13 protein-coding genes and 1 pseudogene are annotated in these 11,599 nt (G+C 59.8%); 7 read left to right on the top strand and 7 right to left on the bottom strand.

Annotated elements, in window-relative coordinates:
* Positions 1-26 precede the first annotated feature (26 nt).
* The 4 genes from GSM73_RS19725 to GSM73_RS19710 form a co-directional block, all read right to left on the bottom strand.
* Positions 27-518: a GreA/GreB family elongation factor gene (locus tag GSM73_RS19725; RefSeq protein ID WP_160893607.1), complete on the bottom strand. Its 492-nt coding sequence runs from the start codon at positions 516-518 to the stop codon at positions 27-29.
* A 70-nt stretch (positions 519-588) separates the two neighbouring features.
* Positions 589-942: a hypothetical protein gene (locus tag GSM73_RS19720; protein WP_047230154.1), complete on the bottom strand. Its 354-nt coding sequence runs from the start codon at positions 940-942 to the stop codon at positions 589-591.
* Positions 943-1,060: 118 nt separating this feature from the next.
* A complete protein-coding gene (locus GSM73_RS19715; protein ID WP_160893605.1) occupies positions 1,061-2,914 on the bottom strand; it encodes a DUF4105 domain-containing protein in 1,854 nt (617 codons plus the stop codon).
* Between the two features lie 89 nt (positions 2,915-3,003).
* Entirely contained in the window at positions 3,004-3,492 is a 489-nt protein-coding gene (locus GSM73_RS19710; RefSeq protein WP_047230156.1) for a DUF3015 domain-containing protein, read from the bottom strand.
* Positions 3,493-3,764: 272 nt separating this feature from the next.
* On the opposite strand from GSM73_RS19710, the gene GSM73_RS19705 reads away from it, so the two are divergent.
* From GSM73_RS19705 to GSM73_RS19690, 4 genes are all read left to right on the top strand, one after another.
* Positions 3,765-6,203 carry a Lon protease family protein gene (locus tag GSM73_RS19705; RefSeq protein WP_047230157.1) on the top strand — a complete coding sequence of 813 codons (2,439 nt, stop codon included), beginning with the start codon at positions 3,765-3,767 and terminating at the stop codon, positions 6,201-6,203.
* 346 nt (positions 6,204-6,549) lie between these two features.
* A complete protein-coding gene (locus GSM73_RS19700; protein WP_047230158.1) occupies positions 6,550-6,891 on the top strand; it encodes a hypothetical protein in 342 nt (113 codons plus the stop codon).
* Positions 6,892-7,023: 132 nt separating this feature from the next.
* Complete coding sequence (locus tag GSM73_RS19695) at positions 7,024-7,512, top strand: TIGR00645 family protein (protein WP_047230159.1); 489 nt, start codon at positions 7,024-7,026, stop codon at positions 7,510-7,512.
* Positions 7,513-7,717: 205 nt separating this feature from the next.
* Complete coding sequence (locus GSM73_RS19690; protein WP_025215564.1) at positions 7,718-8,335, top strand: FKBP-type peptidyl-prolyl cis-trans isomerase; 618 nt, start codon at positions 7,718-7,720, stop codon at positions 8,333-8,335.
* Positions 8,336-8,462: 127 nt separating this feature from the next.
* On the opposite strand, the gene GSM73_RS19685 is transcribed toward GSM73_RS19690, so the two are convergent.
* The 3 genes from GSM73_RS19685 to GSM73_RS19675 form a co-directional block, all read right to left on the bottom strand.
* Entirely contained in the window at positions 8,463-8,720 is a 258-nt protein-coding gene (locus GSM73_RS19685; protein WP_047230160.1) for a hypothetical protein, read from the bottom strand.
* Between the two features lie 202 nt (positions 8,721-8,922).
* The gene (locus GSM73_RS19680) at positions 8,923-9,264 is read right to left on the bottom strand and encodes a zinc ribbon domain-containing protein YjdM (protein WP_076386396.1); all 342 of its coding nucleotides are present in this window, start codon (positions 9,262-9,264) and stop codon (positions 8,923-8,925) included.
* A gap of 188 nt (positions 9,265-9,452) precedes the next feature.
* Positions 9,453-10,421: a polyprenyl synthetase family protein gene (locus tag GSM73_RS19675; RefSeq protein ID WP_076386394.1), complete on the bottom strand. Its 969-nt coding sequence runs from the start codon at positions 10,419-10,421 to the stop codon at positions 9,453-9,455.
* Positions 10,422-10,660: 239 nt separating this feature from the next.
* Here GSM73_RS19675 and rplU point away from each other — a divergent pair, with 239 nt between their 5' ends.
* The 3 genes and pseudogenes from rplU to obgE all read left to right on the top strand — a co-directional run.
* A complete protein-coding gene (gene rplU, locus GSM73_RS19670; protein ID WP_003176051.1) occupies positions 10,661-10,975 on the top strand; it encodes a 50S ribosomal protein L21 in 315 nt (104 codons plus the stop codon).
* 35 nt (positions 10,976-11,010) lie between these two features.
* Entirely contained in the window at positions 11,011-11,268 is a 258-nt protein-coding gene (rpmA, locus tag GSM73_RS19665) for a 50S ribosomal protein L27 (protein ID WP_003205738.1), read from the top strand.
* Between the two features lie 190 nt (positions 11,269-11,458).
* Positions 11,459-11,599, top strand: a pseudogene (gene obgE, locus GSM73_RS27615) (GTPase ObgE); the annotation flags it as partial.

The following is an 11,599-nucleotide window of genomic DNA, read 5'->3' as shown; positions in this document are numbered from 1 at the left end:
GCCTGCTCGCGATGAGGCTGGCAAGATCACCCCGGTTCTATCGCCACCACTTCAATGGTCAAATCCCCCACCGGCCGTTTCCAGATCACTTCATCGCCAACTTTCGTCCCCAGCAACGCCCGCCCCAGCGGCGAGCCCCAATTGACCAGTCCGCTGGCCGCATCGGCCTGATCTTCACCCACCAACTGCACTCGCTGCTCGTGGTCATGCTCATCGACAAAGGTCACCCAATGCCCGATCCGCACCTGATCCAATGAGGTTGGCGTAAGGACCTGCGCGCTTTGCAAACGCTGATTGAAATACCGCAGATCCCGTTCGATATCCGCGATTCGCTGCTTGTCCGCCAGTTCTCCCCTGGCCACCTGCTGGCTGTGCAGCGCCTGCAGCTCAGCGACCCGGGCCTGTAATTGGGCGAGTCCGGCGGGCGTGACGTAATTGGGTTGCGCGCTGACCTGGCGTTCGACCGGCTGATCGGCCTGGGCAGCGGCGTTGTCCTCATTGACGAAGGCGCGACTCATGATGTTCTCCTCTATTGGAGTTTGGGCCATGGTCGCAGGCTTTTGGTTTCAGCGGATGTCTGTACGCGACTCACTGTGAGCGATAAGCCCGGGCGGCGTCCTGGTCCTTCTGCTGCTGCCAGGCCCGTTCTCGCTCGTCCCAATGGCGTTCGCGGTAAGCGTTACGCTCCTCACTTTCGCGCATGGCCTGGCATTGACGGAAACCGTCGCTCCAGCCTTCGGCATAGGGAGCGTCCTTGAGATACCGTGGCACGTCCTTCCTGAACTGGCCGGTGATCACGCCGGCTGCCTGCCGACCGCTGCTGCAACCGTCATCAAAGCCGTCGGCGAATGCCGGAGGGTAACCCCGGGCGATCAGGTTTTCGTGGGTGGTTTCGCAGCCACCGAGCAACATCACCACACTCAGCACCACCGCGCGCCTCATTTTTTTTGCATTCCTGCCTGATCCACTCATAAGAGAAGTTTAGAAGTGGATTCGTCAGGCCGATGTGAAAGCGCTGTGATGAATCTGTTCGCTTAGGTGAGTGCGGGGTATGCCCCGGTCAATAGTGATACCACTTCACCTCCAGCATCACTTCGTTCTCCGGTGACGCCAGATGGCTGAACTCGCGCTGGGCACTCAGGCGCAGACCGAGGTTGCGTGACAGTTCCCACTGCTGGTTCAGGCTCACGCTACGGCGCACTTCGCCGTTGATGAAATAGTCGCCTTTGGCCTCCAGGCTCAAGTTGCCCAGCGGGTTTTTCCACAGCACGCCAGTGTTGAAGCCTGCGGCCGGAGCGATGAACTGGGCGAAGTCGTTGTTGTGTTCGACCCGCACCGTGCCCAAGGCAAACCCCAGCATGTCGTCACCCAGTGCCCAGGTGCCGCCGGCTCCGCCATTGACGTGGCTGACCAGGGTTTCGTCGTCGTGCTTGCCCGGCACCCGCTCCAGGCCGCCGGTGACTTGCCAGGACAGCGGCTGCAGCAGTTCGTTGCGCGGAGTCAGGGAGCGAATGGTCGCAAGGTCCAGCTGTTGCACCTGCCAGTCATTGCCTTCGTACTGGCGCAGCTTCAGTTGCAGGATCTCGATCTGTGCGCCCAACGGGAAACTCTCGGCGTTGTCGTTGAGGTCGTGATAGGCCATGCGCAGGCCATATTCGCCGAACGCCCGGTCGCCACGAGTGCCGAGGCCAGCCTGCCAGGTGCGCGACTCGTGGCCATCCTCGGGCAGGCCCGGTTGCGGGATGTCGAGTTCCGGCGCGGGGTTCTGGTTGATCGCCCGCAACAGTTCGAAACTGCGCTGGGCGCGCTGTGGGTCGCGTTCCTGGCCGTTGGCGCGGTAGCGCTCCAGGCGATAGGCGGCGTCGATGATCAGCGCCTGGCGAGCGCGAGGCAATGCCTTGAATGCTGAAGTCTGCAGTTGTTTCTGGTCGGCGCTGACTTTCAGCACCCACTGCTGCTCGTCGTCGGTGAGAGGTTCGGCGCGGCTGAGCAGTTCCCGCTCACGGGAGGGCCGGTATTCGATGCTCTCCACCAGCCCGGCTTCTTTCACCGCCTTCACGGTGTCGGTGGGAATCGCCGTCAACGGGAACTGTTCGGTCAGCCGCAGGCTGGGACGGGCCACTTGCAGCAGTTCGAGCAGGCGATAGGAGCAGTTTTCGTCGAAGAAAAAATAGTCGAACTCAATCTGCTTGAGTTCCCACACATGCTCGACCATGCGCTCGGTTTCCACCTGGCTCAGATTGAGGCGGTATTCCCACAGGTCGCGGTTTTCCAGGCTGCGGTACTCGGAGAGTTTTTCCTGATAGGGCACCAGGGCGAACAGGCCCGGGTAACCGCCCATCAGGCCTTTCCAGGCATACAGAATGCTGTTGTCCGAGCCTTCGATGTAGGCACCGAAGTTGATCGCATAGCTGAGCAGCGCGGTCTTGTCGCTTTGCACATCGGCCTGGTCGATGCGCAGCAGGGTGTGGCCAAACATCGAAGAAGGGCTGTTCAGGTAGGCGGCCGGAAAAATCATCACCGCGCTGTGGGGCGCGACATCCTTGAACCATTGGGTGAATTCGCTGCAGTCAACCGTCGGCAGATCCGTCAGGTTGAGCTGCGCCTTCAGCCAGCGTGTTCGCGCCGGGTACACACATTGGGCGTGTTGCTGACCAGCACTGGCCGGGCCGTACAGCGCTTGCACCGTGGCGGCCAGTTCGTGGTCAGGATGTTCGTTGCCGTCGGGAGCGAGGAAAAACTCTTTGTCGCTGATATAGCTGCGCCAGCCACCGAGCTTGGCGGTTTCGTAGTGGCCCAAGGAAATCCAGAAACGGTCGTTGGCCAGTTGCTGCAAGCGTTGAGGGTCGACATGAGGTGCGGCGGACAACGGGGCGCACACACAGAGCGCCAGCCAGGCAAGGCGTTTGAGCATAGTTGGCTACTTGGACAATCGAAAAATAAAGACCGGAAGGGGCCCCAAAAAGAAAACCCGCTCCCCGAGAGGAGCGAGTGGTGTCGAGCTTAAGCTGGAGTGGCGTACTTGGCCAGGCGTGGGTCGCTTTTCAGCACGGCCAGGGTGTTGGTATGCACGTCTTCTGCGGTCACATCAGCCTTGCTGAAGATCTGCTGGAAGTGCTCGTGAGTGACAGCGGAGAAATGCGCACGGTCTTCCGGTGCCACGCCCAGTACTACGGCGTAGGTGGTGAGCGCTTCGCCTTGGCCCTTGGCCATGTCTTCGGACAGCTCGTTCATCATGCCATTCATGGCCAGCCAGGACTTGCCACCGTAGGTCAGTGCCGCGTTGGTCGAGCAACCGTTGGTGCCGGATGTCATGCCGAAGGTGGCGTTGCCCGAGGTGCCGTTGGTGGTGGATGCCAGGAAGTGAGCTGGGGTGCCACGCTGACCTTCGAACAGCATGTTGCCCCAGCCGCAATCCGGACCGCCTGGCGCCTGAGCCATGGCGTTGAGGGATACAGCGGTGAAGAGAGTACCGAGAAGAATCCGTTTCATAGCTATGTTCTCTTTTATGTGCATACCAATGGACAGGGTCTGACCCTACAGGCCAGTGGGCCGGTTATTGTTCCAGCCGCGCAATTTGGAGTTTAGGCACGATCCTAGGGTTCCGTGACATTTTGCAAAAAGTAACAGCAGTGTCATGAATTTACGGGCTCGGGCTCAGGGGATGCCCCTGGACTATGCTTTGGCCTGAGGCGCTTCTTGCCAGTCAGGTGCAGGCAGCGCCAGAATGCCGCTATCTGCCCCGCCTGATGTAAGGAAGCCCGATGCCTGATCCTGTTGCTGCCAGCTTGCGTCTAGCGCCCGAAGCGCTGACCCGCCCGTTTTCCGCTGAACAGTTCAGCTTCTCTACCACCAATGATCTGGAACCCTTCCGCGGTGTGCTTGGCCAGGAGCGTGCGGTCGAAGCATTGCAGTTCGGCGTGGCCATGCCGCGCCCCGGTTACAACGTATTTGTCATGGGAGAGCCCGGCACTGGCCGGTTTTCGTTCGTAAAGCGTTATCTCAAGGCCGAAGGCAAGCGTATGCAGACCCCGGCGGACTGGGTCTACGTCAATAATTTCGATGAGCCCCGCGAACCCCGCGCCCTGGAGCTGCCATCGGGGACGGCGGGGGCTTTCATCGCCGACATCAACGGCCTGATCGACAACCTCCTGGCGACTTTCCCGGCGGTGTTCGAGCATCCGTCCTATCAACAGAAGAAAAGCGCCATCGACCGTGCTTTCAACCAGCGCTACGACCGCGCCCTGGATGTCATCGAGCGCCTGGCGCTGGAGAAGGATGTCGCCCTGTACCGTGACAGCAGCAACATCGCCTTCACGCCGATGAGCGAGGGCAAGGCCCTGGACGAAGCGGAATTCGCCCAGTTGCCGGAGTCCGAGCGCGAGCGTTTTCATGACGACATCTCGGGCCTGGAAGAACGCCTGAACGAAGAGCTCGCCAGCCTGCCGCAGTGGAAGCGCGAGTCCAGCAACCAGTTGCGTCAACTTAACGAAGAAACCATCACCCTGGCCCTGCAACCGTTGCTGGCGCCGCTGTCGGAAAAGTACGCAGAGAACGCCGCGGTCTGCGGCTACTTGCAAGCCATGCAGGTCTACTTGCTCAAAACGGTGGTCGAGCAGTTGGTGGACGACAGCAAGACCGACGCCATTGCCCGCAAGCTCCTGGAGGAGCAATACGCCCCGAGCCTGATGGTAGGGCACCCAACCAGCGGTGGCGCGCCGGTGGTGTTTGAACCGCACCCGACCTACGACAACCTGTTTGGGCGCATTGAATACAGCACTGACCAGGGCGCGCTCTACACCACCTATCGACAACTGCGCCCGGGGGCGTTGCATCGGGCCAACGGTGGTTTCCTGATCCTTGAAGCAGAAAAAATGCTTGGCGAGCCGTTCGTGTGGGATGCACTAAAACGTGCCCTGCAATCGCGCAAACTGAAAATGGAGTCGCCACTGGGCGAGCTGGGGCGTCTGGCCACGGTCACCCTGACCCCGCAGCACATTCCACTGCAAGTCAAAGTGGTGATCATCGGCGCCCGCCAGCTCTACTACGCCTTGCAGGACCTGGATTCGGACTTCCAGGAAATGTTTCGCGTGCTAGTGGATTTCGACGAAGACATTCCGATGGGGGATGAAAGCCTGGAGCAGTTCGCCCAGTTGCTCAAGACCCGTACTTCGGAGGAGGGCATGGCCCCGTTGACCGCCGATGCGGTGGCGCGCCTGGCCACCTACAGTGCGCGCCTGGCCGAACATCAGGGGCGTTTGTCGGCGCGGATTGGCGATCTGTTCCAGCTGGTCAGCGAGGCGGATTTCATTCGTCAGTTGGCCGGTGACGAGATGACTGATGCCGGTCACATCGAACGCGCCCTCAAGGCCAAGGCCACCCGTACCGGGCGCGTCTCGGCGCGGATTCTCGACGACATGCTGGCGGGGATCATCCTGATCGACACCGACGGCGCGGCTGTGGGCAAGTGCAACGGCTTGACGGTGCTGGAGGTGGGGGATTCGGCGTTCGGCGTGCCGGCGCGGATTTCCGCCACGGTCTACCCCGGCGGCAGCGGCATCGTCGACATCGAGCGAGAGGTCAACCTCGGCCAGCCGATCCACTCCAAGGGCGTGATGATCCTCACCGGTTACCTGGGCAGCCGGTACGCCCAGGAGTTTCCTCTGGCGATCTCGGCCAGCATCGCCCTGGAGCAATCCTACGGCTACGTGGACGGCGACAGCGCGTCCCTGGGGGAAGCGTGTACGCTGATTTCTGCCTTGTCGAAGACGCCGCTCAAGCAGTGTTTCGCTATCACCGGCTCGATCAACCAGTTCGGTGAAGTGCAGGCGGTGGGCGGGGTCAACGAGAAGATCGAAGGCTTCTTCCGCCTCTGCGAAGCCCGTGGGCTGACCGGCGAGCAGGGGGCGATCATCCCCCAGGCCAACGTCGCCACCCTGATGCTCGACGAGAAGGTGCTCGCCGCCGTGCGCGCCGGGCAGTTCCATGTTTATGCGGTGCGCCAGGCCGACGAAGCCCTGAGCCTGCTGGTGGGTGAGCCTGCCGGCGAGCCGGATGAAAATGGTGAGTTCCCCGAAGGGAGCGTCAATGCCCGGGTGGTGGAACGGCTGCGGGTGATCGCGGAGATGATCAGCGAAGACGACATCAAGGAAGCGGAAAAGGAACTGGCGCAACAGGCGCTGGCGGAGGCCAAGCCGGCTTGATGCGTTCCAGGTCGGAGTAAGTCAATGTGGGAGCGAGCTTTGTGGGAGCAAAGCTTGCTCGCGATAGCGGTTTTACAGCCAACAGAGGTGTTGTCTGTGACGACGTCATCGCGAGCGAGCTTTGCTCCCACAGGCTCGCTCCCACAATTGTTTGTGGTGATGGCTAAAAAGTGCCACCACTTTGGCGTCAATATTCACACTATGACCATTCGGCGCATTCTGGTCTCGGCGGGACTTGCGGCCGGAACTTTTCTTCTATCCTCAGTTCAAGGATAACGAGAGCCATCATCGGATCGAAACAGCCTTGTCCTGAGGCTGAATACCGGATCTATCGAGGGGCGCCGCCATGTCGCGCAACCTTTGCCTCACTCGTCAATGCCTGGGCCTTGTGACCCGTATCGAATGCGCCATCCGTCCGCTGGCGGGAGATACCGGTATGTGGACCTTACTCTTCGCCGCCGGAATGGCTGGCGAACAACCTTCGGCCATCAAGGCCCAAGGCCCTTTTCCCGGCCCGAATGCCGCTGAGTCCATTCTCGACACCATTGTGCAAAGCCTGACAACGCATGGTTATGAGCTGGCCGACGACCCGCAGATCTGGTGCCTGCACATGCAGGCCCAATTGCGGGAAATCAATGGAGGCCGTTGTCGCAGCGTTGACGGCTTCGAGTTTCGCCCGTTGCATTGAAAGCCGTCATCGTGCGGGCGCTGGCAGTACGGTTTAGCTCCAAGGGCTGAAGTCGCGGATGGGCCTGGCGTTTATGACCCAGGTCGTGACTGATATACTCGCCGCGATTTTTCAGCCCTGGTGTGAGACTCAATGGAACGCTTTATCGAAAATGCAATGTACGCCTCCCGTTGGCTGCTGGCGCCGATCTATTTCGGGCTGTCCCTCGGCTTGCTGGCCCTGGCCCTGAAGTTCTTCCAGGAAGTCTTTCACATCATTCCCAATGTGTTTGCCATGGCCGAATCCGAGCTGATTCTGGTGCTGCTGTCGCTGATCGACATGGCGCTGGTGGGCGGCCTGTTGGTGATGGTGATGATTTCCGGCTATGAGAACTTCGTCTCGCAACTGGACATCGATTCCGACAAGGAAAAGCTCAACTGGCTCGGGACCATGGATTCGTCCTCGCTGAAAATGAAGGTTGCGGCCTCGATCGTTGCCATTTCCTCGATTCACCTGCTGCGCATCTTCATGGATGCCAAGAACGTCGATCCCGAGCACCTGATGTGGTACGTGATCATCCACATGACCTTCGTGGTTTCGGCGTTTGCCATGGGTTACCTGGATAAACTGACCAAGCACTGAGGTCCGTTCATCGCTGCGGCGCACCGCCCGTCTGTTGCAAAGCAGGCGGGCGTTGTCGTTTCTGGTGGCGGCGCTTTGATCAGGGGGCTCGTCACCCGCTGCGGCATCTGTGCTAGTCTGCTCGCCCTTTTGGTTCCGGGCGCTCCGGGAGGCGCTGTGTCAAGCACGGCAAATTCCCGAGCCGTCCGCACAGCGGAGCAGCATCATGTCCGAAGTTAACCTGTCCACCGACGAAACCCGCGTCAGCTACGGCATTGGCCGTCAGTTGGGCGACCAACTGCGCGACAACCCGCCACCGGGCGTGAGCCTGGACGCAATCCTGGCTGGCCTGACCGACGCCTTCGCCGGCAAGCCGAGCCGTGTGGGCCAGGACGAGATGTCCGCCAGCTTCAAAGTCATTCGCGAAATCATGCAGGCCGAAGCTGCCGCCAAGGCAGAAGCCGCCGCTGGCGAAGGTCGTGCATTCCTGGCTGAAAACGCCAAGCGCGAAGGCATCACCACCCTGGCCTCGGGTCTGCAATTTGAAGTGCTGACTCAGGGCGAAGGCGCCAAGCCGAGCCGTGAAGACCAGGTGCGTACCCATTACCATGGCACTCTGATCGACGGCACTGTGTTCGACAGCTCCTACGATCGTGGCCAGCCTGCCGAATTCCCGGTGGGTGGCGTGATCCCAGGCTGGACCGAAGCCTTGCAATTGATGAACGCCGGCAGCAAATGGCGTTTGTACGTGCCAAGCGAACTGGCCTACGGCGCTCAAGGCGTTGGCAGCATTCCGCCGCACAGCGTACTGGTGTTTGACGTCGAGCTGTTGGACGTTCTGTAAGGCATCAACGCTTAAGCAGGCTTTTGTGGGAGCGAGCCTGCTCGCGATGACGGTCGGTCAGTCAATATTGATGTTGAGTGTCACACCGCTATCGCGAGCAGGCTCGCTCCCACAGGGTTTGCGCGCTTCATCCATGAAACCTGCCATTGAAATCCGCCGTAGGGCGCAACGCCCGGGCGTAACAGAACAGGAACAGATTGCGCACCAGTTCCTTGAGCACCAGCGGCTCGCTGGAATTGAGGCTGTTGAGGTCCAGATCCCCCTGGTCCTGCAGTTCGTTCAGGGCTTCTTCTTCAAGCACCGCACAGACTTCCCCGGTTTCCCGATGCAGGATTCTCAGGTAAGGGTGTGGGCGGTCCAGCCAGGCATCGATCAAATAAGTCATGGTTCTCATCTCCTTGATGGGCGTTATGAGAATAATTCTTATTCGCTAAATAGCAAGGCTCTATTGGTTTTCGAATTGTTTTTCTGACGGTGGGTTGCGGCAGCTCAATCGGCTCGCGCTTGGCTCGGAGGCGTAAATGGGGGGTGGAGCGGGGAGGGTGAAGCACCATCCCACGCGGGGCGTGGGATGGAATACGCACGGCTCAGACTTTTCTGACGAACTCGGACTTGAGCTTCATCGGGCCGATGCCGTCGATCTTGCAGTCGATGTCGTGATCACCATCGCACAAACGGATGTTCTTGACCTTGGTGCCCACCTTGACCACCAGCGACGTGCCTTTGACCTTCAGGTCCTTGATCACAGTGATGGTGTCGCCGTCCTGCAGGACATTGCCGACCGAATCCTTCTTCACCGTCTCATCGGACGCCGTTTCAGCTTCACCGCTGGCAGACCATTCGTGGGCACACTCCGGGCAGACCAGTTGAGTACCGTCTTCGTAGGTGTATTCGGAATTGCATTTCGGGCAGGGAGGCAACGTGCTCACTAAGGTTCCTTGGGTATCAGGAGGGTAAAAGGGCGCACATTATATAGGGTTTTAGGCCGCGAAGGGCAGGGCAGTGAAATACCCTTGTGGGAGCGAGCTTGCTCGCGATAGCGGTCTGCCAATCAGCATCAAGCTTACTGACCCAACGCTATCGCGAGCAAGCTCGCTCCCACAGGGGCTTCATGCCATCAATGGGTGCGAGCCACCGCAAACTCGCTCAGTTCCACCAACGCATCGCGGTATTCGCTGGCCGGCAGGGCGTCGAGGCATTTGATTGCGCGGGCGACGTAGTCGCGGGCCAGTTTTGCGGTGTAGTCCAGCGAGCCGGAGGCTTCAACCGCTTCCCGGATGCTCTCCAGGTCTTCGATCCCGCCTTTCTGGATCGCCTGGCGTACCAGTGCCGCCTGCTCAGGAGTGCCTTCGCGCATGGTGTAGATCAGCGGCAGGGTCGGCTTGCCTTCGGCCAGGTCGTCCCCGACGTTCTTGCCCAAAGTCTCGGCGTCGCCCTTGTAGTCCAGCAGGTCGTCCACCAACTGGAAGGCCACGCCCAGGTGATCGCCAAAGGTGCGCAACGCTTCGCTTTGCTCGGCGCTGGCGCCGGCCAGGGCGGCGGCGCTGTGGGTCGAGGCTTCGAAGAGCATCGCCGTCTTGCCGCGGATGACTTCCATATAGGTTTCTTCCGTGGTGCTGGCGTCGCGCACCTTGGACAGCTGCAGCACTTCGCCTTCGGCGATGATGCGCGTGGCCTGGGACAGGATCTTCATCACCGGCATCGAGCCCAGCTCGACCATCATTTCGAACGAGCGCGAATACAGGAAGTCGCCCACCAGCACGCTTGGGGCGTTGCCCCACATGGCGTTGGCGGTCGAGCGGCCGCGGCGCATGCCGGACATGTCGACCACGTCGTCATGCAGCAGGGTCGCGGTGTGCAGGAATTCGATGGTGGCGGCCAGCAGGCGCATGTCGTCGCCTTCGCGGCCCAAGGCCTTGCCACACAACAGCACCAACAAAGGACGCAGGCGTTTGCCCCCGGCCGAAGTAATGTAATCGCCGATTTTCGATACCAGCGGCACTCGGGAAGTCAGCTGCTTCTTGATGATGCCGTCGACGGCGCTAAAATCGTCCGCCACCGCGCGGTAGAAAGCTTGGGGTTGCATCAGCGACAGGTGCTCCAGAAGGGTTGCGCGGCATGCTAGGACCCACGCCTGGGCCTGTCAAGGCGCGATGGACGGCCTCTTGCAAGGCGCTTGCGGCTTGCGTACAATCGCGCACCCTGAACTTCCTGGGCAGCACCTGCCTTACGCAATTGCATCCGGGCCTTCCAGCCCATGCAGCCATGCCAGCCAATACCTCTTCTTATAAAGCGCTGGGTGAGCAGGATTATCGGAGAAATACCATGTCGTACGCAGTAATTGTTACTGGTGGCAAGCAATACAAGGTCGCCCCAGGTGAATACCTGAAGATCGAAAAACTGGAAATCGCTACTGGCGAATCCGTGACTTTTGATCGCGTTCTGTTGGTCGCCAATGGCGATGACGTGAATATCGGCGCTCCAGTCGTTGCTGGCGCTACCGTTGTGGCTGAAGTGATCTCCCAAGGTCGTCACGATAAAGTCCGCATCATCAAGTTCCGTCGCCGTAAGCACCACATGAAGCGTATGGGCCACCGCCAGTGGTACACCGAGATCAAAATCACCGGTATTCAGGCTTAATTTCAGCCTAATTCCTCACTAGGAGAATTGAACTCATGGCACACAAAAAAGCTGGTGGTAGTACCCGTAACGGTCGCGACTCAGAAGCCAAACGCCTTGGCGTCAAGATGTATGGCGGCCAGGCTATCAAAGCGGGCAACATCATCGTGCGTCAGCGCGGCACCCAATTCCACGCTGGCTACGGCGTAGGCATGGGTAAGGATCACACCCTCTTCGCTAAAGTCGAAGGCGTGATCAAGTTCGAAGTAAAAGGCGCCTTCGGTCGTCGTTACGTAAGCGTTATCGCAGCTTAATTGCGAGACCGCTGGAAAAGCCCTGTCTTGCGACGGGGCTTTTTCGTTTGTGGGGTGAGTCTCTTGCAAAACTGTTTGTATGGGCTGTCGGCGCTGCGGTTGGGGCGTGTCATCAGGTCGCTGCGCTCATTTTTGCAAGAGTCTTATGTCTTGTTTTTTTGGCTCGTCCGTATGGCGAGAGGCGTGTGTCATGAAGTTTGTTGATGAAGTATCGATTCGAGTAAAGGCCGGCGACGGCGGCAATGGTTGCATGAGTTTCCGTCGAGAAAAATTCATTGAGAACGGTGGTCCGAACGGTGGTGACGGCGGCGATGGCGGCTCGATCTACATG

This window comes from Pseudomonas sp. PICF6 (genome assembly GCF_009831705.1).
Taxonomy (GTDB): Bacteria; Pseudomonadota; Gammaproteobacteria; order Pseudomonadales; family Pseudomonadaceae; genus Aquipseudomonas; species Aquipseudomonas rhizophila.
Note: the sequence above shows the minus strand (reverse complement) of the source record. Positions and strands in the feature narration are given on the sequence as shown.

What these genes read in the sequence shown, in the direction of transcription:
- rpmA (WP_003205738.1), top strand. Translation starts at nt 11,011, where the DNA reads ATGGCACACAAAAAAGCTGGTGGTAGTACCCGTAACGGTCGCGACTCA.
- GSM73_RS19700 (WP_047230158.1), top strand. Translation starts at nt 6,550, where the DNA reads ATGTCGCGCAACCTTTGCCTCACTCGTCAATGCCTGGGCCTTGTGACC.
- GSM73_RS19715 (WP_160893605.1), bottom strand. Translation starts at nt 2,914, where the DNA reads ATGCTCAAACGCCTTGCCTGGCTGGCGCTCTGTGTGTGCGCCCCGTTG.
- GSM73_RS19695 (WP_047230159.1), top strand. Translation starts at nt 7,024, where the DNA reads ATGGAACGCTTTATCGAAAATGCAATGTACGCCTCCCGTTGGCTGCTG.
- rplU (WP_003176051.1), top strand. Translation starts at nt 10,661, where the DNA reads ATGTCGTACGCAGTAATTGTTACTGGTGGCAAGCAATACAAGGTCGCC.
- GSM73_RS19720 (WP_047230154.1), bottom strand. Translation starts at nt 942, where the DNA reads ATGAGGCGCGCGGTGGTGCTGAGTGTGGTGATGTTGCTCGGTGGCTGC.
- GSM73_RS19725 (WP_160893607.1), bottom strand. Translation starts at nt 518, where the DNA reads ATGAGTCGCGCCTTCGTCAATGAGGACAACGCCGCTGCCCAGGCCGAT.
- GSM73_RS19710 (WP_047230156.1), bottom strand. Translation starts at nt 3,492, where the DNA reads ATGAAACGGATTCTTCTCGGTACTCTCTTCACCGCTGTATCCCTCAAC.
- GSM73_RS19675 (WP_076386394.1), bottom strand. Translation starts at nt 10,421, where the DNA reads ATGCAACCCCAAGCTTTCTACCGCGCGGTGGCGGACGATTTTAGCGCC.
- GSM73_RS19685 (WP_047230160.1), bottom strand. Translation starts at nt 8,720, where the DNA reads ATGACTTATTTGATCGATGCCTGGCTGGACCGCCCACACCCTTACCTG.
- GSM73_RS19690 (WP_025215564.1), top strand. Translation starts at nt 7,718, where the DNA reads ATGTCCGAAGTTAACCTGTCCACCGACGAAACCCGCGTCAGCTACGGC.
- GSM73_RS19705 (WP_047230157.1), top strand. Translation starts at nt 3,765, where the DNA reads ATGCCTGATCCTGTTGCTGCCAGCTTGCGTCTAGCGCCCGAAGCGCTG.